General features: G+C 65.9%; 18 protein-coding genes. 16 read left to right on the top strand and 2 right to left on the bottom strand.

Annotation, left to right across the window (positions count from 1 at the left end):
• Positions 1 to 178 precede the first annotated feature (178 nt).
• The 16 genes from J5F18_RS04490 (at position 179) to J5F18_RS04565 (ending at position 18,673) form a co-directional block, all read left to right on the top strand.
• Positions 179 to 823, top strand: a complete 645-nt coding sequence (locus J5F18_RS04490) for an SAM-dependent methyltransferase (RefSeq protein ID WP_346301124.1) — start codon at positions 179 to 181, stop codon at positions 821 to 823.
• The gene (locus J5F18_RS04495) at positions 823 to 1,149 is read left to right on the top strand and encodes an SMR family transporter (RefSeq protein ID WP_346301125.1); all 327 of its coding nucleotides are present in this window, start codon (positions 823 to 825) and stop codon (positions 1,147 to 1,149) included. The genes J5F18_RS04490 and J5F18_RS04495 overlap by 1 nt, the downstream gene beginning before the upstream one ends.
• Before the next feature lie 31 nt (positions 1,150 to 1,180).
• On the top strand, positions 1,181 to 2,623 hold the full coding sequence (gene dacB, locus J5F18_RS04500; RefSeq protein ID WP_346301126.1) for a D-alanyl-D-alanine carboxypeptidase/D-alanyl-D-alanine-endopeptidase: 1,443 nt from the start codon (positions 1,181 to 1,183) through the stop codon (positions 2,621 to 2,623).
• Between the two features lie 31 nt (positions 2,624 to 2,654).
• The gene (locus J5F18_RS04505; protein ID WP_346301127.1) at positions 2,655 to 3,026 is read left to right on the top strand and encodes a diacylglycerol kinase; all 372 of its coding nucleotides are present in this window, start codon (positions 2,655 to 2,657) and stop codon (positions 3,024 to 3,026) included.
• Between the two features lie 78 nt (positions 3,027 to 3,104).
• On the top strand, positions 3,105 to 6,086 hold the full coding sequence (glnE, locus tag J5F18_RS04510) for a bifunctional [glutamate--ammonia ligase]-adenylyl-L-tyrosine phosphorylase/[glutamate--ammonia-ligase] adenylyltransferase (RefSeq protein WP_346301128.1): 2,982 nt from the start codon (positions 3,105 to 3,107) through the stop codon (positions 6,084 to 6,086).
• A gap of 272 nt (positions 6,087 to 6,358) precedes the next feature.
• A complete protein-coding gene (locus J5F18_RS04515; RefSeq protein ID WP_346301129.1) occupies positions 6,359 to 7,297 on the top strand; it encodes a sugar ABC transporter substrate-binding protein in 939 nt (312 codons plus the stop codon).
• Positions 7,298 to 7,413: 116 nt separating this feature from the next.
• The gene (locus J5F18_RS04520) at positions 7,414 to 8,424 is read left to right on the top strand and encodes an ABC transporter permease (protein ID WP_346301130.1); all 1,011 of its coding nucleotides are present in this window, start codon (positions 7,414 to 7,416) and stop codon (positions 8,422 to 8,424) included.
• 16 nt (positions 8,425 to 8,440) lie between these two features.
• Positions 8,441 to 9,400, top strand: coding sequence for an ABC transporter permease (locus J5F18_RS04525; RefSeq protein ID WP_346301131.1), 960 nt, complete (start codon positions 8,441 to 8,443; stop codon positions 9,398 to 9,400).
• The gene (locus J5F18_RS04530; RefSeq protein WP_346301132.1) at positions 9,397 to 10,956 is read left to right on the top strand and encodes a sugar ABC transporter ATP-binding protein; all 1,560 of its coding nucleotides are present in this window, start codon (positions 9,397 to 9,399) and stop codon (positions 10,954 to 10,956) included. The genes J5F18_RS04525 and J5F18_RS04530 overlap by 4 nt, the downstream gene beginning before the upstream one ends.
• 72 nt (positions 10,957 to 11,028) lie before the next feature.
• Positions 11,029 to 12,108 carry a maleylacetate reductase gene (locus J5F18_RS04535; RefSeq protein ID WP_346301133.1) on the top strand — a complete coding sequence of 360 codons (1,080 nt, stop codon included), beginning with the start codon at positions 11,029 to 11,031 and terminating at the stop codon, positions 12,106 to 12,108.
• Entirely contained in the window at positions 12,105 to 13,484 is a 1,380-nt protein-coding gene (locus J5F18_RS04540; RefSeq protein WP_346301134.1) for an amidohydrolase family protein, read from the top strand. The genes J5F18_RS04535 and J5F18_RS04540 overlap by 4 nt, the downstream gene beginning before the upstream one ends.
• A gap of 41 nt (positions 13,485 to 13,525) precedes the next feature.
• The gene (locus J5F18_RS04545; protein ID WP_346301135.1) at positions 13,526 to 14,434 is read left to right on the top strand and encodes an NAD(P)-dependent oxidoreductase; all 909 of its coding nucleotides are present in this window, start codon (positions 13,526 to 13,528) and stop codon (positions 14,432 to 14,434) included.
• Positions 14,435 to 14,438: 4 nt separating this feature from the next.
• Positions 14,439 to 15,302: an intradiol ring-cleavage dioxygenase gene (locus J5F18_RS04550; RefSeq protein WP_346301136.1), complete on the top strand. Its 864-nt coding sequence runs from the start codon at positions 14,439 to 14,441 to the stop codon at positions 15,300 to 15,302.
• Positions 15,303 to 15,357: 55 nt separating this feature from the next.
• On the top strand, positions 15,358 to 15,948 hold the full coding sequence (locus J5F18_RS04555) for a malonic semialdehyde reductase (RefSeq protein WP_346301137.1): 591 nt from the start codon (positions 15,358 to 15,360) through the stop codon (positions 15,946 to 15,948).
• Between the two features lie 129 nt (positions 15,949 to 16,077).
• Positions 16,078 to 16,815 (top strand): sulfite exporter TauE/SafE family protein, encoded by a 738-nt coding sequence (locus J5F18_RS04560; protein ID WP_346301138.1) that lies wholly within the window; start codon positions 16,078 to 16,080, stop codon positions 16,813 to 16,815.
• 82 nt (positions 16,816 to 16,897) lie between these two features.
• A complete protein-coding gene (locus J5F18_RS04565; RefSeq protein WP_346301139.1) occupies positions 16,898 to 18,673 on the top strand; it encodes an extracellular solute-binding protein in 1,776 nt (591 codons plus the stop codon).
• Positions 18,674 to 18,713: 40 nt separating this feature from the next.
• On the opposite strand, the gene J5F18_RS04570 is transcribed toward J5F18_RS04565, so the two are convergent.
• Together J5F18_RS04570 and J5F18_RS04575 are read right to left on the bottom strand one after the other, a co-directional pair.
• Positions 18,714 to 19,520 (bottom strand): SDR family oxidoreductase, encoded by an 807-nt coding sequence (locus J5F18_RS04570; protein ID WP_346301140.1) that lies wholly within the window; start codon positions 19,518 to 19,520, stop codon positions 18,714 to 18,716.
• Positions 19,502 to 20,317, bottom strand: coding sequence for an HAD family hydrolase (locus J5F18_RS04575; RefSeq protein ID WP_346301141.1), 816 nt, complete (start codon positions 20,315 to 20,317; stop codon positions 19,502 to 19,504). The genes J5F18_RS04570 and J5F18_RS04575 overlap by 19 nt, the downstream gene beginning before the upstream one ends.
• Positions 20,318 to 20,412: the final 95 nt, after the last annotated feature.

Consider the following 20,412-nt stretch of genomic DNA (forward strand, 5'->3'; position numbering starts at 1 on the left):
CGCTCAGCGCCGATGGTAGTGTGGGGTCTCCCCATGTGAGAGTAGGTCATCGTCAGGCATTTATACTGAAAAGCCCCGTGTTCGAAAGAGCGCGGGGCTTTTCGCATTCTCGGCGGCCATGCGACCGCCATGCCGGGCTGGTAGAATCGCCCTCTGTTTCGCTTCGTGGCAGGTCACCATGCACGCCAGTTCCCGCTCCATCAGCACCAACCAGTCCGGTCCCCACGAGGACCTGGCGCGGCGCGTGGCGCGGGCCCTGGCTCACCCGCTGCGCAAGCCGGTGGTGGAGCATACCCGGGCCGCCTTCGAGTCGGCCAGTGCCTGGCTCGCCACCCGCCGCCTGGCGGCGCGCTTTCCCGATCAGGCGGTGATCGGCGTGGACCGCAGCGAGAGCCGCCTCGGCCGTGAGCATGGTCCACTGCCCGACAACGCCCTGCTGGTGCGCGCCGACCTGGTGGACTTCTGGCGCCTGGTCCTGGCGGATGGCTGGCGGCCGGCACGCCACTACCTGCTCTACCCCAACCCCTACCCCAAGGCTGCGCATCTCAAGCTGCGCTGGCAGGGGCATCCGATCCTGCCGGTGATCCTGGCCCTGGGTGGGCGCCTGGAACTTCGCTCCAACTGGCGACTCTACGTGGAGGAGTTCGCCCTGGCCGTGACCCAGGCCACCGGCCTGCCGGCCGCGGTGCAGCCCCATGAGCCGCAAGACGAGTTCCTGACCCCCTTCGAGCAGAAGTATCACGCCAGTGGCCAGACGCTGTGGAAGCTGGTGGTCGAGCTGCCCCATGCCCCCGGCCTGGTGCCCGGGGGAGGGGGTGCCTGATGGCCTTCGTCTACCTGGCCGTGGCGATCCTCGCCGAGGTGGTGGCCACCAGCGCGCTCAAGGCCACCGAGGGCTTTACCCGCCTGTGGCCGAGCCTGCTGGTGGTGGCGGGCTACGCCCTGGCCTTCTACATGCTCTCCCTGGTGCTGCGCACGATCCCGGTGGGTATCGCCTATGCCCTCTGGGCCGGGCTCGGCATCGTGCTGGTCGCCCTGGTGGGGCTGCTGGTCTACGGGCAGCGGCCGGACCTCCCCGCGGTGATCGGCATCGGCCTGATCGTGGCGGGCGTGGTGATCATCCAGCTCTTCTCCTCGATTTCCCATTGACCCACTGACGAGCCAAGGCCACGGTGCTGCCATGCGTCATCCTCTATTGAGATCCGTTACCCTGCTGCTGGCCTGCCTGCTGCCGCTGGTGGCCCAGGCCGAGGGCTTCGCCCAGCTCGGCCGCCTGGCCGACAAGGGCTTTCTGATCAGCGCCGAGGCGCGGCTGATCGACGAGGGCTCCGTGCTCGGCGCCATCGACCCCGAGCGCCAGCTGTCGCCGGCCTCGGTGACCAAGAGCTACCTGGCGGCGGCGGCGCTCGACCGCTGGGGCCCCCAGCATCGCTTCACCACCCGGCTGCTCGGCGAGGCTCGCCCGGACGAGGAGGGCGTGCTGGCGGGCGACCTGATCCTCGACGGCGGCGGCGACCCGGCGCTGACCACCGAGGACCTCTGGCGGCTGGTGCAGCGCCTGTACCAGGCCGGGGTCCGCGACGTGGAGGGGCGGCTCGTGGTCAGCCAGTGGCGCTTCGGCCCGGTGGAGTGCATCACCACCGACCGCTGCCAGGCCCGCGAGCGCTCCGCCAACGCCTACAGCGCCCTGCTCTCCTCGGCAGGGGTCAACTACGGCAGCTGGTGCGTCAGCGTGGGCCCGGGGGCCGCCCCGGGCGAGCCGGCCCGGGTGACCGGCTGCGACAGCCAGGCCGCCATCCTGCGCATCGATAACCGGGTCGAGACCCGGCCCGACAACAGTGGTACCGAGCTTCGCGCGGAGCGGGTCACCCGCAACGGCCACGACGTCATGGTGCTGAGCGGCCAGATCTCCACCAATGCGCGCCCCCGGGACATCTATCGGGCGAGTTCCGATCCCGCCGATCAGCTGGCCATGACCCTGCTGGCGATGCTCGACCAGGCCGGCATCGCGGTGCACGGCGGGGCCGATACCACCCTGGCCGAGCCGCCCAGCGGCGCCCGGGCCCTGGCCGAGGTGGAGGGCAAGCCGCTGCAGGAGCTGCTGCTGCGGGTGATGAACTACTCCAACAACTTCATGGCCGATATCCTGGCGCTGAACCTGGTGGAGACGCCGCGTGCCGACCTGCGTCTGGGCGGCGCGGCCATCGAGCAGTTCGTGGCCGGTATCCCCGACCATGGCCCGGTCAGCCTGCTCAGCGGCAGCGGCCTGACCACCGAGAACCGTACCTCGGCCCGGGGCGCCAATGCGCTGCTGGAGAGCCTGTACCACCGACCGTCGCTCTTCCCGAGCTTCGTGGCCACCCTGCAGTCCCCCGGCAACGGAGTAATGCGCTTCATCCGCCGCGGCTCGCCCACCTTCCAGGACCATGTGATGCTCAAGACCGGCACCCTCAATCAGCCGGTGGCGGTGCGGGCGGTGAGCGGCTACTTCCGCACCCGCAGCGGCCGCTGGGGGGTGTTCACGGTGCTGGTCAACGGTACCGGCAGCACCCCCTACCTGAGCTGGCCCGAGGTGCTGGATCCCCTGGCGGTGGACCTCGAGCGAATGATCGACAACCATTGAGCCCCCTGGCCTCCACCCAAAGGATCCCGCGATGAAATCCGGACACACCGGCTGGCGTCATCTGCTGCACTCCACCGGCTACTCCCTCAAGGGGCTCAAGGCCGCCTGGCGCCACGAGTCGGCCTTCCGCCAGGAGCTGGCCCTCTGCGTGCCGCTGCTGCCGCTGGCCTGGTGGATCGGCCAGGGGCCGGTGGAGTGGATCCTGCTGATCGGCAGCTGCCTACTGGTGCTGGTGGTGGAGCTGCTCAACAGCGCCATCGAGTGCGCGGTGGACCGCATCGGCACCGAGCACCATGAGCTCTCCGGGCGCGCCAAGGACATCGGGTCCGCCGCGGTCATGCTGTCGCTCGTCCTGGCCGGGTTCATCTGGCTGCTGCTGGCCGGCCAGAAGCTGCTGGGCTGACCCGGGCCTCGCACCGGGTGCCAGTCGGGGCCCGGCTTCGCTATGCTGGGAGCATGCGCCCCCGGATGCGAGACGCCCATGCCCCTGCACGACGACTTCCTGCCGCTGATCGATATTCCCGAGCCCCTCAAGGCGCCCCTGGTGCGGACCCGGGAGCGCCTGGCCGAGGCCCTGGCCCAGGCCGACCACCTGGCCGAGATGACCGGCCGGGAATCGCCCCTGGAGGACTGGCAGGGCCTCTGTGAGGCGCGCCGCGCACAGCTGGCCCGGGTGCTGGCGATCTCCGAATTCGTCGCCGAGACCCTGGTGCGCTACCCGGAGTGGCTGCTCCACCTGGATGCCAGCGGTGAGCTGGAGGCCGCCCCCGATGCCGATACCCTGCGCGACTGGCTCGACGAGCGCCTGGAAGCAGCCGAGGACGAGGCCGCCATGCAGGCCGCCATTCGCCGTTTTCGCCGCGCCCGCATGACCGGCATCGTGTGGCGCGACCTGACCCGTCCCGAGGGCATCGACATCTGGGCGACGGCCGCGGCCGTGTCGCGGCTCGCCGAGATCTGCCTGGAGGGCGCCCTTGCCTGGCTGGAGCGCTTCCTCGCGCCGCGCTGGGGTCGTCCCGCCCCGCGTCGCGACGGCAGCGAGCAGCGCCTGGTGGTGCTGGGCATGGGCAAGCTGGGGGCCGGCGAGCTCAACCTCTCCTCCGATATCGACCTGATCTTCGCCTTTCCCGAGAAGGGCGAGACCGAGGGCGGGCGCAAGTCCCTCGAGCATCAGGAGTACTTCACCAAGCTGGGGCAGCGGCTGATCGGTGCCCTGGACGCGGTGACCGCCGACGGCTTCGCCTTCCGCGTCGACATGCGCCTGCGCCCGCTGGGCGACGGCGGCCCGCTGGTGGGCAGCTTCTCGTCGCTCTCCAGCTACTACCAGGACCAGGGCCGCGAGTGGGAGCGCTACGCCATGCTCAAGGCGCGCCCGGTGGCCGGCGACCTGGACGCCGGCGCCGAGCTGCTGGCCAGCCTGAGGCCCTTCGTCTATCGCAAGTACCTCGACTTCGGGGCCATCGAGTCGCTGCGCGAGCTCAAGGGCATGATCAACCGCGAGGTGCGACGCAAGGGCATGGAGAGCAACATCAAGCTCGGCCCCGGCGGCATCCGCGAGGTGGAGTTCGTGGTCCAGGCCTTTCAGCTGATCCGCGGCGGCCGCGACACCGAGCTGCAGGTGACCTCGCTGAAGGCCGCTCTGGAACGGCTGCCGGCGCTGGGCCTGCTGCCCCTCGAGGTCGTCGAGGAGCTCACCCCCGATTACGCCTTCCTGCGCGATCTCGAGCACGCCCTGCAGGCGCTGGAGGATCGCCAGACCCAGAGCCTGCCCGACGACGACCTCGACCGCGAGCGGGTCGCCCTGGCCCTGGACATGGAGGACTGGCCGGCGCTGATGGCCCGGCTCGAGGAGGTGCGCGACCGGGTCCGCCAGCACTTCGATGCGGTGATCGCCGATCCCGAGGAGGAGGTGGAGGAGGCCGCGCAGGAGGCTGCCGACGGTATCGCCCTGGAACAGTGGCGCGCCCTGTGGCGGGGCGAGCTCGACGAGGAGGAGGGCGCGCTGCTGCTGGAGGAGGCCGGCTTCGAGGAGAGTGCCACCGCGGCGCGGCGGATCGCCTCCCTCTACCACTCCCGTCAGGTGCAGAGCATGCAGCGCATCGGCTTCGAACGCCTGGAGGCGCTGATGCCGCTGCTGCTCGCCGCCGTGGCCGAGAGCGAGGCGCCGGATACCGCGCTGGAGCGGGTGCTGCCGCTGATCGAGGCGGTGCTGCGGCGTACCGCCTACCTGGCGCTGCTGCGCGAGAACCCCGACGCCCTGGGCCACCTGATGACGCTCTGCGCGGCGAGCCCCTGGATCGCCGAGCAGCTGGCCCGCTACCCGATCCTGCTCGACGAGCTGCTCACCCCGGAGACCCTCTACACCCCGGCCGACAAGGCGCGTCTCGCCGACGAGCTGCGCCAGACCCTGGGGCGGATCCCCGAGGAGGACGAGGAGGCCCAGCTTGAGGCACTGCGGGTCTTCAAGCACGCCCAGACCCTGCACGTGGCCGCCTCGGACATCGCCGGCACCCGCCACCTGATGAAGGTCAGCGACTACCTCACCTACATCGCCGAGGTAATCCTCGAGGCGGTGCTGGCCATGGCCTGGCGGCACCTGACCCGCAAGCATGGCGTCCCGGAGCTGGCCGACGGCGGCCGCGCCGGGGCGGAGCCGGACTTCCTGATCGTCGGCTACGGCAAGCTCGGCGGCATCGAGCTGGGCTACGGCTCGGACCTGGACCTGGTGTTCATCCACGACGGCGCCACCCAGGGCGGCACCGACGGGGCGCGCCCCCTGGACAACGGGGTCTTCTTCACCCGCTTGGGGCAGCGCATCATCCATCTGCTCACCGCGGTGACCCCGGCCGGCACCCTCTACGAGGTAGACATGCGCCTGCGCCCCTCCGGCAACTCGGGGCTGCTGGTCAGCTCGCTGCCCGCCTTCGCCGACTACCAGCGCCGCGAGGCCTGGACCTGGGAGCACCAGGCGCTGGTGCGCGCCCGGGTGGTGGCCGGCCATCCGCGCCTGGCCGAGGGCTTCGACGCCATCCGTCAAGAGATCCTCGGCCGCAAGCGCGACGCGGAGGCGCTACGCGAGGAGGTGGTCAAGATGCGCCACAAGATGCGCGACCACCTGGGCGGCAAGAGCGGGGAGGGGGAGTTCGACCTCAAGCACGACCCCGGCGGCATGGTCGATATCGAGTTCCTCTGCCAGTATGCCGTGCTTGCCATGGGCCACGAGACCCCCGAGCTGCTGCAGTGGAGCGACAACATGCGCCTGCTCGAGACCCTCGAGGCCACCGAGCGGCTGCCGGCCCGGGAGTGCCAGCGCCTGCGCGACGCCTACCTGGCCCTGCGCAGCACCGCCCACCGCGCCTCGCTGACCCGCGAGCCCCCCCGGGGCCGCAGCGACGCCTTCCAGGACCACCGCCGGGTGGTCATCGACGCCTGGCAGCGACTGCTGGAGCCGCCGGCACCCTGACCCGCTGCTGGCGAAGCCACTTCCCAGCCAGGCTTCCTCACTTGCCGGCCCTGCTGAGCCAATGCCTGCCCCGTCCGTCGAGACGGCCGGGGCTTTTTCTCGTGCCTGCCCGATTGAAGGCCGTCCGAGAAAAATAACCAAAATGGATATTTCTCACCTGAAGCGCCGTTGCCGGAACCTCTGACCAGCCAATAAGCTGCATTCACCCTGACGGGCAACTCGCCATGTCAGCGAAGCAACAGCAGACGGCCACTACAACAACAGGTGACGAGATGTTCTACAAGACAGCGCTAGTGACCAGTGTGATGCTCCTTTCCTCGGGTATCGCCCACGCCGACACGACCTATCGGATCGGTATCACCCAGAACAACGTCGGGGTCGACAGCTACCAGACGACCTATGAAAGAGCCTTCGTGCAGGCCGCGGAAGCCAACGAAAACATCAATATCATGGTGCTGGACGCAGGGGGCGATGTGGCTCGTCAGATCGGCCAGATGCAGGACCTCATCCAGCAGCGAGTGGACGCGATCATCATCTGGCCGACGGATGGCCAGGCGGTGATTCCCGCCATTCGCCAGGCCCACAATGCGGGCATCCCGGTCATCGTGACCAACTCCAAGATCGCCGATGCCGGCATGGACTTCATCGCGGCGTTTTCCGGCCCCGATAACGTGGAGCAGGGGGCCTATTCGGCCGAGATGATGTGCGATGCCCTGGGAGGCGAAGGCCAGATCGTGCAGATTTCCGGCCAGCCGGGCTACACCACCGCTATCGAACGCGCCGCCGGCTTCGAGACGCGCCTGGCCGAACTCTGTCCCGATGTCGAACTGATGGAAACCCAGCCGGGCAACTGGAACCGTGAGCGCGCTCAGCGCGTCATGGAGGATTTCCTGACCAAGTACGACCGTATCGACGGTGTCTATTCCGGCGACGACAACATGGGGGTGGGTGCCCTGAATGCCGCCAAGGATGCTGGCCGTGCGGGCGATATCATCTTCATCGGCGCCACCAACTTCGCCGTGGGCTACGATGCCATCGCGCGCGGGGAGTACTACGGCTCCATCTATCAGTCCCCGGTGGATGATGCCGAAGCGGCCCTGCAGACGGCGCTGGATGTCCTGGCCGGCGAGGAAGTGCCCAAGCTCAACTTCTTCGAGACGCCGAAGATCACCGCCGACAACCTGGAAGAGTTCGACCGACCGGTCTTCTGACCGGATGGTGTGTGGCCCCCGGGCAGGGTGCTCATTCGAGACGACTGCCCCGGGCTACCGGACTGGCTTGACGCAATGGCTTCTTGCGCAAGACGACACTCAAACAGGTGATGAGTATGGCTTCTTCAGAACAAATTAAATCGCAGTTCCTGAAGGGAAGAGTCAGCCGAGCAGGTATCCTCAGCTTTCTCTCCGCTCAGGGAATTCTGGTCTTCTTTCTCTTGAGCATGTTCGTGTTCTCTCTATTTTCCGAACAGTTTCTTTCCCAGTCGAACATCATGACGGTCGTAAGACAGGCGTCGATCATCGGCATCATCGCCGTCGGGGTGACGGTCGTGATCATCGGCGGAAACCTGGATCTGTCCGTGGGATCGATGCTGTCGTTCGCCACCGTTCTGGTCGTCGACCTTCACGACAAGATCGGTCCAACGAATGCCATCCTGGTGATGTTTGCCCTGACTTTGATGCTTGGCGCCGTGAATGGCTTCCTGGTTGGCCTCATGCGACTCAACTCCCTGATCGTGACGCTGGCCATGCTTTCCGTCATCCAGGGACTGGTGCTGATCTATAGCGGTGGGCAGAACGTGGATATCAGCAATCAGGACGGTACCTGGTTTGCGTTCTTTGGCCGCGGCTTCGTCGCCGGGATCGCGGTGCCGGTGCTGCTCTTCGGCCTGCTGGCGATCCTGGTTCAGTGCCTGATGTCCTACACGGGCTATGGGCGACGCATCTTTGCCGTCGGTGGCAACCCCATGGCCGCCGTCTACTCCGGCATTCGCAAGAACTGGTGTGTATTCAGCACCTACCTGATCTCGGCCTTCTGCGTGGCCTGTGCCGCCCTGGTGCTCGGTTCACGGGTCATGGGTTCCCAGAACAACGTGGGTCAGGGCTACGAGCTGCTGGTACTGGCCGGCATCATCCTGGGCGGTACCAGCCTGCTGGGCGGGGCCGGTAGTATCTGGAAGACCGTGATCGGCGTGCTGATTCTTGGCTTCATCCAGAACGGCCTGCTGCTGATGGGGTACCCCTACTACACCCAGTGGATCGTGACCTGGGTCATCATCATCCTCGCCGTCTGGCTGGACCTTGCCAACAAGCGCAAGCGTCTGTTCACGACCCATTCATGACGCGGAGGCATCTCACATGGTTTCAATAAAAGGCTTCTTCCGCGGCAAGGCGACCATCCAGCCGATCTGGATCTTCGTCATCGCCATCTTCATCTTCTTCAGCTTCATGTCGGAGTACTTCCTGTCGCTGGGCAACATCACCAATATCCTGGTGCAGACCTCGACCATCGGCCTGATCGCCCTGGGCATGACCTACGTGATGATCAACGGCAACATCGACCTCTCGGTGGGCGCGACACTGGGCCTTGCCGCTTCTCTGGCGGTAGGACTTCAGGACTATGGCCTGACCATCGCGATCATCGCCGCGCTGGCCTCCGGCATTCTGCTCGGGGCGATCAACGGCCTGGTGGTGTGGAAGACGGGGGTCAATGCCTTCATCGTCACGCTGGGGGCCATGCTGGGTATCCGTGGGCTGATCTTCCTCTACACCGGCGAGCAGTCCTTCTATTCGATGAACTTCGCCTTCTCGGACTTCGGCGTGAGCACCATCGGGCCCATCCCGGTCCTGGCGATCATCTTCCTGCTCTGTACCCTGGCCATGCACCTGGTGCTGACCCGTACCGGCCATGGCCGCAACACCTACGCCGTGGGCGGCAATCCGGAGGCCTCTATCGACGCCGGCATCCGAATCGGCCGCCATATGATGATCAACTTCATCATCGTCGGTTTCTTTGCCGCCCTGGCCGGGGTGCTGCTGGCCAGTCAGATGGGCGCGGCCACCCCCAACCTCGGGCGTGACTACGAGCTGTGGACCATTACCGCGGTGGTGCTGGGTGGAACCAAGCTCACCGGCGGCTACGGCAGCATCGTCGGCACCCTGGGCGGCGTCCTGGCCATCGGCATACTGCGCAACGGCATGAACCTGATGCAGGTGCCGGCCTTCTACGTGCTGGTCGTCCTCGGCCTGATCCTGATCACGGTTCTGATCATCGACAAGAAGCTCAATGTGCCCTCGACCAAGGAGGTGCGGATATGACACCCGTCCACGCCACGACTGGCCAACGCCAGCCGATCGACGCCGAGCCGGTCCTCAAGCTCGAAGGCATCACCAAGCGCTTCCCCGGGGTGGTGGCGCTCAACCAGGTCGACTTCGACGTACGCCCCGGCGAGGTCCATGCCCTGCTCGGCGAGAACGGTGCAGGCAAGTCGACCCTCATGAAGGTGCTGGCCGGCAAGCACCAGGCCAACGAGGGGCGGATCATCCTCGGCGGCGAGGAGATGGCCTTCGAGAACCCCAAGCATGCCAAGAAGGCCGGGGTCGTGCTGATTCATCAGGAGCAGTCGCTGGTACCGGGGATGACCGTGGCCGAGAACATCTTCCTCGGCAGCCTGCCGAAGAAGTGGGGCAACCGAGTCGACTGGCGCAAGCTGCGCGAGGACACCAATGCCATCCTCGCGACGCTGAAGTGTAACTTCCAGCACGACGACCTGGTGGGCTCGCTGTCGATCGCCAAGAAGCAGATGGTCGAGATCGCCCGGGCACTGGTCTTCACCCCCCGTGTGGTGGTGTTCGACGAGCCGACCGCCTCGCTCACCGACCACGAGAAGCCGGTGCTCTACGACGTGATCCAGTCGCTCTGCGAGCAGGGCGTGGGGATCGTCTACATCTCGCACCGCATGGACGAGATCTTCCACCTCTCTCACCGCATTTCGGTGCTTCGCGACGGTGAGTACACCGGCACGGTCAACACCTGCGAGACCAACGAGGACGAGGTCACGAGGATGATGATCGGCCGCAGCCTGGAGCTCGACCATGCCACCAAGCCGACCGAGTTCGGCGAGAACATGCTCGAGCTGCGCAACCTGTCGGTCAAGCGTCTGTTCACGGATGTCAGTCTCAACGTCCGCAAGGGCGAGATCGTCGGCATGTATGGCCTGGTCGGCGCGGGACGCTCGGAAGTCGCCGAGACCATCTTCGGCATGCGCACCCCGACGGCGGGCGAGATCCTGCTGGATGGGAAGGTGGTGAACTTCCGCAACTCCCACGACGCCGTCGCCGCGGGCGTCGCCCTGGTACCGGAGGATCGCAAGGACCAGGGGCTGGTGCTGGGTATGAACTGCCGGGACAACATGACCCTGGCCGGGCTCGAGTCGGTCTCCGCGATGGGGTTCATGAAGCGTGCCGATGAGCGAGCCGTCTACGACAAGTACCACCAGGCGATGAAGATCAAGACGCCCAGCTGGCGCCAGAAGGTCGGAAACCTGAGCGGCGGCAACCAGCAGAAGATCGTCATCGGCAAGTGGCTGCATACCCATCCCAAGCTGCTGATCCTCGACGAGCCGACCCGCGGCATCGACGTGGGCTCCAAGGCGGAGATTCACGCCTTGGTCAAGGAGCTCGCCAAGTCGGGCTATGCGGTATTGGTGATCTCCTCGGAGATGCCGGAGGTCCTTGGCCTGAGCAACCGCATCATCGCCATGTACGACGGCCGCGTCACTGCCGAGTTCGACGGCGACAGCGTCAGCGAGGACGAGCTGGTGCAGGCGATCACCGGGATGGGCACGCCAGCCCCGGCGGCGGCGACCGCCTAGGAGGATTCGCCGCCACCGCGGCGCTCCGCGTGGGGCGCCGACATGCACCTTCTAACGTCTGAGGAAAGATTCATGCAACCCTTTGTCTATCATGGCCTGCCATCTCGGGTGGTATTCGGCCAGGGGACCCTGTCGCGCCTCGCCGAGGAAATCGAGCAGCTCGGCTGCCGCCGCGCCCTGGTGCTGGCCACCCCCCAGCAGCAGGGGCAGGCTCGCTCGGTGCTGGGACAGCTCGGTGAGCGCGGGGTCGGCCTCTATGCCGAGGCCGCCATGCACACGCCGGTCGAGGTGACCGAGCACGCCATGCGGGTGGTCGAGGAGCTGGAGGTCGACTGCACCGTGGCCATCGGCGGCGGGTCGACCATCGGCCTGGGCAAGGCCATCGCGCTACGCACCGGGCTGCCCCAGGTGGTCATCCCCACCACCTATGCCGGCTCCGAGATGACGCCGATCCTCGGCGAGACCCGCGACGGCCTCAAGACCACCCAGCGCACCTTGGAGGTGCTGCCCGAGACGGTGATTTATGACGTCGACCTGACCCTCTCGCTGCCCGCGGGCATGTCCGGCACCAGCGGCATCAATGCCATCGCCCATGCGGTGGAGGCGCTCTACGCTCGCGACCGCAACCCGGTGATCTCGCTGATGGCCGAGGAGGGCATCGCGGCGCTGGCCCGGAGCCTGCCGGTGATCGCCGCCGACCCCGGCAACGTCGAGGCCCGCTCCGACGCCCTGTATGGCGCCTGGCTATGCGGTGCCTGCCTGGGCTCGGTGGGCATGTCGCTGCACCACAAGCTCTGCCACACCCTGGGCGGCTCCTTCGACCTGCCCCATGCCGAGACCCACACCATCGTGCTGCCCCATGCGGTGGCCTACAACGCCCCGGCGGCTCCCGAGGCGATGTCGCGCATCGCCCGGGCCCTGGGTTGCGAGGACCCTGCCGCCGGCCTCTTCGAGCTGGCCCGGACGGTAGGTGCGCCCACGGCACTTGAGGCGATCGGCCTCAAGCCGGGAGATATCGAGCGCGCCACCGAGATCGCCACCCGAAACCCCTACTGGAATCCCCGCGAGGTCGAGGCCCAGGGCATCCACCGGCTGCTGAGCCATGCCCTGGTAGGCCAGCGACCGGCGAGCGAGGAGGGAGTCACCCCATGAAGCGACTGCTGACCCATGCCACCGTGATCACCATGGATCCCGAGCTGGGCGATCTTGCCAACGGCCAAGTGCTGGTGGAGGACGACCGGATCCTGGCCGTGGGCCATGACCTGCCGTCCGAGGGCGCCGAGATCATCGACTGCCGCGGCGGCATCCTGATCCCCGGGCTGGTCAACGCCCACCTGCATACCTGGCAGACCGCCCTGCGCGGGGTGGCCGCCAACTGGACGCTGCTCGAGTACTTTCGCCATGTGCACCGCGGCCTGGCGACGCTCTTCACGCCCGACGACATCCATATCGCCACCCGTATGGGGGCGCTCAACCAGCTCAACTGCGGCACCACCACCCTGGGTGACTGGTGCCACAACAACCCTACCCCGGAGCATACCGATGCGGCGGTGCGCGGGCTCAAGGAGTCCGGTATCCGGGCGCTATTCTTCCACGGCTCGCCCAAGCCGGACCCCAAGCCGGGGCAGCCGCACTTCAGCGAGATTCCCCATCCCCGTGGCGAGGTCGAGCGGCTCCTCGAGGGGGAACTCTCCGACCCCGAGGGGCGCGTCACCCTGGGCCTGGCCATCCTCGGGCCGCACTACTCCACCCTCGAGGTCAGCCTGCAGGACTTCAAGCTGGCCAAGGAGTTCGGCTTGGTCGCCTCCATGCACCAGGGCGGCGGCGAGGCCGTCAGCCCCGGCGGTTGGGACGTGATCGAGGCGCAAGGGCTGCTGGGTCCGGACATCAACATCGTGCACGGACAGAGCCTCAGCGACGCGCAGCTGGCGCGCTTCTGCGCGCAGGGCGTGACCTTCTCCATCGCCCCGGAGAACGAGATGACCCAGGGGCACGGCTTCCCGATCACCGGGCACGTCCGTCGGCACGGCGGCGTGGTCTCCCTCGGGGTGGATCTCGAGTCGGTCATCTCCGGTGACATGTTCTCGGTCGCCCGCATGGCCCTGGGCATGCAGCGCTCGCTGGACAACGACGCCTCGCGGCGCAAGCAGGGCACCATTCCCGACACCTCGACCATCCGCACGCGCGAGGCGCTTGAGTGGATCACCGTCGATGGCGCCCGTGCCCTGGGCCTGGAGGCGCGCATCGGCAGCCTGACGCCGGGCAAGCAGGCGGACATCGTGCTGCTGGACAGCGGCCTGCTGAACATGCAGCCGGTCAGCGACCCGGTCTCGACCGTGGTCATGCAGGCGAGTCTCGCCAACGTCGACAGCGTCATGGTGGCGGGGGAATTCCACAAGCGAAACGGCAGGCTGCTGGCCGATGTGGCGGCGGGGGTCAGGCGCCTCGACGCCTCCGGCCAGCGGATCTACGGCGAACTGATGTCACGGGAACAGGCATCCCGAGCACAAGGGGAGAGAGCCCAATGAGCATGACAAGCCCAACGACCACGACGAGCCCGGTGACCACGATGAATAAGGTGGCCTGGATCGGCCTCGGCAAGCTCGGCCTGCCCATGGCCGTGCGGATCGCGGCGGCGGGGTACCCCGTCCAGGGGTTCGACCTCAGCGCCGAGCGGATGGCGCTGGCCGAGCAGGCCGGTATCAACCCCCACCAGGCCCTGGCCGCGGCGACCGAGGCGTGCCGCCTGGTGTTCGTGTCGATCCCCGATGACCGGGCGCTGCTGGGCCTGAGCCTGGGGCCGGACGGGCTGATCGAGGCGATGGCCCCGGGCAGCGTGCTGATCGAGACCAGCACGGTGAGCATCGAGGCCTCTGCCCGGGTGGCCGAGGCCGCCGACGCGCGGGGCATCGCCTATCTGCGCAGCCCGGTGTCGGGAAATCCCGTCGCCGCCGAGTCCGGCACCCTGTCGGCCATGGTCTCCGGTCCGCGTGAGGCACTGGATGTCGCCGAGCCGGTGATGGCGACCTTCACCAAGGCCCAGTACTGGCTCGGCGAGGAGGAGCAGGCGCGCTACGCCAAGCTGGCGATCAACCTGATGATCGCAGTGAGCGCCGGCATGATGGCCGAGGCCCTGGCCATGGCCCGCAAGGGCAATATCGGCTGGGAGGCGATGCTGGATCTGATGGCCGACAGCGCCGTGGGCTCGCCGATGGTCAAGTACAAGACCCAGCCGCTGAAGGATCGCGACTTCACGTCCACCTTCTCGGCCGCCCAGATGGCCAAGGACCTGGACCTGATCCTCGGCTGTGCCCATGGGGCCGGAGTCGCCGTCCCCCTGGCCGCCCAGATGCGCGAGGCCTACAGCTCGCTGATCGGCACGGGCCACGGCGAGGACGACTACATCGCCACGATTCACCATACCGAACGCCTCTGCGGGCTGCCGGCCATCGAGAGCGCCTCCGGCGCCAGGGGATGACGAGATGCGAAACCTGAATGCCGAGAACATCACCGATGCCGTGATCGAGCAGTTTGCCGGCTGCCGTGATGAGCGCCTGAAGCAGGTGCTGAACAGCCTGGTTACCCACCTGCACGCCTTCATCCGTGAGGTGGAACCCAGCGAAGCGGAGTGGACGCAGGCCATCGACTTCCTGACCCGCACCGGCCAGATGTGCGACGACAAGCGCCAGGAGTTCATCCTGCTCTCCGACACCTTGGGCGTCACCATGCTGGTCGATGCCATCAATCACCAGACATCGGACCCCATGGTCTCCGAGAGCACGGTGCTGGGGCCCTTCTATGTGGCCGACCCGCCCGAGGCCGCCCAAGGCGAGTCGATCGACTGGAACGTCGAGGGGGAGCCCTTCTTCGTGGAGGGGCGGGTGCACGACGCGCGTGGCGAGCCGCTGGCCAATGTGGTGGTCGATGTCTGGCAATCGGACAGCGAAGGGTTCTACGACGTCCAGAAGGAGCTCGAGAGCGCCTCGCTGCGGGCCAGGTTCACCACCGATGAGCAGGGGCGCTATGCCTTCTGGACGGTGACTCCCTCACCCTACCCGATTCCCACCGACGGCCCGGTCGGCAAGATGCTGGAAGTCACCGGCCGCCACCCTTACCGGCCCGCCCATGTGCACTTCATGCTCATGGCCGAGGGTTACGAGACCCTGGTGACCCAGGTCTTCGCCGAGGACGACCCCTATCTCGACTCCGACGCCGTCTTCGGCGTCAAGGATTCCCTGGTCAGGGAGTATGCGCTGCTGCCGCCGGGAAAGGCACCGGATGGACGGTCGATGGAAGTCCCTTTCCGCCATCTGACATACGACTTCGGCCTCAAGGCGAGCCGCTAGTCGCTTCGCTAGACGATACCATTCAGCCAACACCACCCAGAAAGAGGTAAACCCCATGACTGCCATCGATAACCAGGCGATCGAGACCCTGTTCACCGAGGCGCGTACCCACAACGTGTGGACGGATCAGGAGGTCGGCGACGAGAAACTTCGAGAGCTGTATGACCTGATGCATTTCGGGCCGACCTCCATGAACTGCCAGCCCCTGCGCGTACTCTTCCTGAGAAGCGAGGAGGCCAAGGAGCGGCTCAAGCCTGCCCTGCTCCCGGGTAATCAGGAAAAGACCATGAAGGCTCCTGTAGTGGCCGTGCTGGGCTACGACACCGAGTTCTACCAGCATCTTCCGCGCATGTTTTCCCACAACAAGGACGCCAAGTCGCTGTTCGAGGGCAAGACGGACTTCATCAATACGACGGCCTTCAGGAATAGTTCCATCCAGGGGGGCTACTTTATCCTTGCCGCCCGTGCGGTCGGGCTGAACGCCGGGCCGATGTCCGGCTTCAACAATGCGGCGGTGGATGAGGTGTTCTTCCCCGAGGGTCGGGTGAAGAGCAACTTCCTCTGCAACCTGGGGTACGGCGATCCCTCGGCGCTCTTCCCGCGTCAGGAGCGTTTCGCCTTCGAGGAGGTGTGCGACGTCCTGTGACCCCGCCGTCCGGGGGCTTACCGGACACTCCAGAAGGCCACCCTTTCATGGAAGGCAGCGTCACCCTCCGCTTGGGCCGTGTCCGACACGGCCCCTTTTTTATCTCTCCCCACAAAAGTAGAGGCTCGCATGGTGTATGACTGGCAGTTCATGGTGTTGATCATCGTCGCCGTGCTGATTACCGGCATCTCGAAGTCGGGTTTCGCCGGCGGCGTCGGGGTGGTGGCGGTGCCGCTGATCTCGCTGAAGGCCAGCCCGGCCTTCGCCGTGGCCGTCATGCTGCCGCTGCTGATCGTGATGGATGTGTTCAGCCTCAAGGCCTGGTGGCGCCAGCGGGTCGGGACCGTGCTGTGGCTGATGTTGCCCCCGGCGGTGCTGGGGGTGGCGGTCGGCTACCTGACCTATGGACGCTTCGACGAGGAGCTGCTGAAGGTTCTGCTGGGAGTGTTCTCGATCCTTTTCGGCCTGTGGGGGCTGCTCAAGCCCTTTCGCGGCCGGGTCCTGCCGACCTGGATCGGCGGGCTCTGTGGCGGTATCGCCGGGTTCACCAGCTTCATTGCCCATGCCGGGGGGCCGCCCCTCAACTTCTACCTGCTGCAGTGCCGGCTTACCCGGGAGCAGTTTCTCGCCACCGCGGTGGTCTTCCTGGCCGCCACCAACCTGGTCAAGCTGGTGCCCTACGGCATGCTCGGCCTGCTGAGCCTCGAGAACCTCACCATCGCGCTGCTGCTGATCCCGGTGGCCTGGCTGGGGGTGCGGCTGGGGCTGGTGATCCAGAAGCGGCTGAGCGGTGAGCTCTTCTTCCGAGTCATTCTGGCCCTGCTGATCCTGCTGGGCATTCGCCTGATCGTCGATGTCTGGGGATAGCCGCGTTGGCGTCACGTTTGCGTCCAGGCGTGAGGCGGCGCTATCTTGGTGCTCCCCCTGCTTTCCTGCCTCGAGGCGACTAATGAGCGACCTCCCCGACGAGAGCCATCCGGAGGGCCCCTACGACAGGCTGTCCGAGACGCCGAGGCCGAAGCTCTCCAATACGGAGCTCTCGCGCTTCATCGACTTCATCGAGAAGTTCGAGGATGTAACCGAACAATCCCTCTCCATTTCGCAGGGTTATCGGGAACTGCGCATGATGATTCACCTCATGCGCAACCACCTGGCCGGACGGCTGACGACACCCACCTCGCTGGCGGATGCGTCCGGGCTTTCCTATGGTACTGCCAAGCGCGGCATCGAGAGCATCATCAAGCGGGGGCTGATCCTTTCCCGCCCCAGGACGAAGTCGGGCAAGACGGTCTCGCTGCATCCTTCCCACACCATGATCGAGGAGTGGGAGAATTATGCAAACCGGATCAAGGCCCTGTTGGGAGATACCCTGGGGCTGGACCCGAAATCCGGCGCGACCAGCCGGATTATCCTGGAGGAACCGTACCAATCGTCCGACGTCATATCACCGCCCGCTGTTCTGTCTCAACGTCTCGATATGAAGGGAGGGCTACGGGTCCTGATGCACGCCGATCCCACCTTCATGGCGATGCATAACCTGAAGCGCCAGCTCGAAGCCATCTTCGGGGTGGGGGTCACTAACAAGGCGAAGTCGATCGACAGCCTGCGCGAGGAGATTCTGGCCAACGCGCGTTATGCTCATTCCCACTATGACATCATCACCTGCAACCTTCCCTGGTTCGGGGAGTTGGCGTCACAGGATATGCTGCTGCCTCTGGATGCCTTCATCGAACGAGATGGGTACGATGTATCCGACTTCCACCCTGTGGCCTTCAAGAGTTCCCGCTATGCGGGAAAGCAGTACGGTATACCGGTACAGACCACGCCAGAGCTCCTGTGCTACCGAAAGGACATCCTCGAAAGTGCGGGCCTGAAACCCCCGACGACCACGGAGCAGCTGATCCGGGTGGCCAGGGCGCTTCACGATCCCGGCAAGGGGTTCTATGGTATCGCCTGGAATGCGGCCAGGGGAACGCCATTGGGGCATACCTTTGCCTTCCTGATGGCGAAATTCGGCCAGCCACTCATCAACCTTCAACGCATAGACGGAAGCTATGAGTTCGAGAATGCGACAGGGGATCAGCTTCGCCCCATGTTCCTGTCGGATGCCGCCTTTCGGGCCTGCGAATATATGCTGGACATCTTGAAGTACTCGCCTCCCAATATTCTCCATATGTCCTGGTACGAGCGCACCAGGTGTTATGCGGCGGGTGAAGTCGGCATGGCCTACAGCTACACTTCGCTGGCTCCGTTGTTCGAGCTCAACGAGAAGTCACCTGCCTGGCACAATACTGGCTTTCTTCCCCACACCGTCGGTAACCATGGTCGATCCTTCGTTCCCATCGGCGGCTACTCCCTGGCCATTCCCGCAAACCTTTCGGAAGAGAGGGTGGAATCCGCCTGGGCGGCCTTGCGCCACCTGACCTGCAGGAGCATGTCCAAGCTCTATATCCTGAATGGCAGCCTGGTCACGTCACGCTTCAGCGTCAGTCGGGACCCTGAGGTCACGGCGCTGTCGCCGCTGATCGAAGCCGTCGATGAGATGGCCAGAAAGGATCTCCTGCAGGCCTGGCCGCGTCCTCCCGTGCCGGGCATCACGGATCTGATCCACATCGCCGGCAATGAGATCTTCGAGGTGCTGGACGGGCGGCGCTCCATCAAGAAGGCCCTGTCCTTGGCGCAGGACAGGGCCGATCGGGTGATGCGTGACAGGGGTTTCTATTGAGCCTGCGGCAACTGTGCCATCGGCCCGACTGCCGGTGACATCACTGCATGATCATGCCGCCGTCTATCATCAGCAGCTGGCCGGTCATGTAGTCCGACTCCGAGCTGGCCAGGAAGGAGGCGGTGCCGACCACATCTTCCGGGTAGGAGTAGCGCTTCATCAGGATCATCTTCTCGGCGAGCTCGTCCATGGACTGGCCCTGCTTGTCGAACTTTCCGATGCTGACCAGGTCCTTGTCGAGCTGTTCCCACAGCTCGGTGCGCACGACGCCGGGGCCATAGCCGTTGACGGTGATATTGTGGTCGACCAGCGCCTTGGCGCCCCCGTTGATCATGGCCAGCACGGCGTGCTTGCTGCAGGAGTAGGGCACCACGTCATCGAAGGCCTGGCGGGACAGGATGGAGCCCACATTGAGGATCTTGTAGGGACCGTTCTCCTTGCCCTGCGCGATCATCTGCTTGGCGGCTTCCTGCATGCCGAGCAGGCAGCCCAGGGCATTGACGTCCATGATCTGATGCCAGTTCTCCTCGGTGATATCGAGGAACATCAGCGGCTTGTTGATGCCGGCGTTGTTGACCATGACGTTGAGGCTGCCGAAGGCCTCGACGGTGGCCTGTACCGCCGCCTTCACCTGGTCGCGATCCGTCACGTTGAGCTTGACCGCGATGGCCTTGCCGCCATCCCTTGCGTTGATGCGCTGGACGACCTCCTCGCAGCCCTCGATATTCAAGTCGGCCACGCAGACATTGGCGCCCTGGGCGGCATAGTGTTCGGCGACGGCGGCACCCATGCCGCGTGCAGCACCGGTAATCAGGCAGTTCTTTCCTTTCAGTCGAGTCTTGTCCATCTGGTCACCTCGGGGTCTTGTTGTGTGCCTCTCCCTGCTATCGATAACCCTTGATTGTCGAGTGCAGTGAGCCTGGGTCTACAAGGAATCTTCTGGAGAGAAATCTCGCGCGACCCACACGTCGCGCCTCCTTGTTGAACCGCATTGTCGGCAGGTCGGCGTGGAAGTGACAGTTGCCGCCGTGGCCAATCTGACCAGATTGGATGTTTTGCCAGGTCGGAGGAGGAGAGAGGGGCGTTACAGCTTCGACAGCGAGCGGCGCGGTAGTCGTTGTAGGAGTCGCCGATCATGGCGGTATCTCGGGGGGCGTGCTGGTGACGTGCCAGCAGATTGCGCAGGCCGGTGACCTTGTCCGGAGGCGAGCCGACCACCTCCCGGAAATAGCGGGCCAGGTCGCGGCGCGCGACGATCGCCCGGAGCTCGTGCTCCGGCGTGGCCGAGAGCAGGTAGAGCGGTAGCCGACCCTGCCAGCGTTCCAGGAATTCGAGCGCGCCGGCAATCGCCGGTGCCTCGAGCAGTCGCTCTTCGACGCTGGCCTTGAATCGGTCGCACAGCTCGCGGATGCGGTCCTCGCCGGCTTCGCGGCCGAGGATATGCGCCTCGATGTGGCGGAATTTCACCTCACGCGGCTGCCCGCCCCGCCGGCTGAGGTAGGCCACCACCGCCCGGTACTGCTCCTCGGGCTCGTCGCGATAGAGGTCGGCAAAGGCCTGGCGCTTGAGCGTCGCCGAGTCGAGCACCACGCCATCGAAATCGAAGACCAGGGCGTAGCCGGATGTTGCGATATCGTCACTCAAGACCCTTTCCTCCTGCCCGTTGCCGATGACTCGTGCCGACCAGATCCAAAACAGCAACGCGGCCCATCGGGCCGCGTTGTCGATTCCGGATGGAC

Source organism: Halomonas sp. BM-2019, assembly GCF_017584085.1.

Excerpts from the sequence above, each read along its gene's own strand:
- J5F18_RS04490 (WP_346301124.1), top strand. The coding sequence starts at position 179 with ATGCACGCCAGTTCCCGCTCCATCAGCACCAACCAGTCCGGTCCCCAC.
- J5F18_RS04495 (WP_346301125.1), top strand. The coding sequence starts at position 823 with ATGGCCTTCGTCTACCTGGCCGTGGCGATCCTCGCCGAGGTGGTGGCC.
- dacB (WP_346301126.1), top strand. The coding sequence starts at position 1,181 with ATGCGTCATCCTCTATTGAGATCCGTTACCCTGCTGCTGGCCTGCCTG.
- J5F18_RS04505 (WP_346301127.1), top strand. The coding sequence starts at position 2,655 with ATGAAATCCGGACACACCGGCTGGCGTCATCTGCTGCACTCCACCGGC.
- glnE (WP_346301128.1), top strand. The coding sequence starts at position 3,105 with ATGCCCCTGCACGACGACTTCCTGCCGCTGATCGATATTCCCGAGCCC.
- J5F18_RS04515 (WP_346301129.1), top strand. The coding sequence starts at position 6,359 with ATGTTCTACAAGACAGCGCTAGTGACCAGTGTGATGCTCCTTTCCTCG.
- J5F18_RS04520 (WP_346301130.1), top strand. The coding sequence starts at position 7,414 with ATGGCTTCTTCAGAACAAATTAAATCGCAGTTCCTGAAGGGAAGAGTC.
- J5F18_RS04525 (WP_346301131.1), top strand. The coding sequence starts at position 8,441 with ATGGTTTCAATAAAAGGCTTCTTCCGCGGCAAGGCGACCATCCAGCCG.
- J5F18_RS04530 (WP_346301132.1), top strand. The coding sequence starts at position 9,397 with ATGACACCCGTCCACGCCACGACTGGCCAACGCCAGCCGATCGACGCC.
- J5F18_RS04535 (WP_346301133.1), top strand. The coding sequence starts at position 11,029 with ATGCAACCCTTTGTCTATCATGGCCTGCCATCTCGGGTGGTATTCGGC.
- J5F18_RS04540 (WP_346301134.1), top strand. The coding sequence starts at position 12,105 with ATGAAGCGACTGCTGACCCATGCCACCGTGATCACCATGGATCCCGAG.
- J5F18_RS04545 (WP_346301135.1), top strand. The coding sequence starts at position 13,526 with ATGAATAAGGTGGCCTGGATCGGCCTCGGCAAGCTCGGCCTGCCCATG.
- J5F18_RS04550 (WP_346301136.1), top strand. The coding sequence starts at position 14,439 with ATGCGAAACCTGAATGCCGAGAACATCACCGATGCCGTGATCGAGCAG.
- J5F18_RS04555 (WP_346301137.1), top strand. The coding sequence starts at position 15,358 with ATGACTGCCATCGATAACCAGGCGATCGAGACCCTGTTCACCGAGGCG.
- J5F18_RS04560 (WP_346301138.1), top strand. The coding sequence starts at position 16,078 with ATGGTGTATGACTGGCAGTTCATGGTGTTGATCATCGTCGCCGTGCTG.
- J5F18_RS04565 (WP_346301139.1), top strand. The coding sequence starts at position 16,898 with ATGAGCGACCTCCCCGACGAGAGCCATCCGGAGGGCCCCTACGACAGG.
- J5F18_RS04570 (WP_346301140.1), bottom strand. The coding sequence starts at position 19,520 with ATGGACAAGACTCGACTGAAAGGAAAGAACTGCCTGATTACCGGTGCT.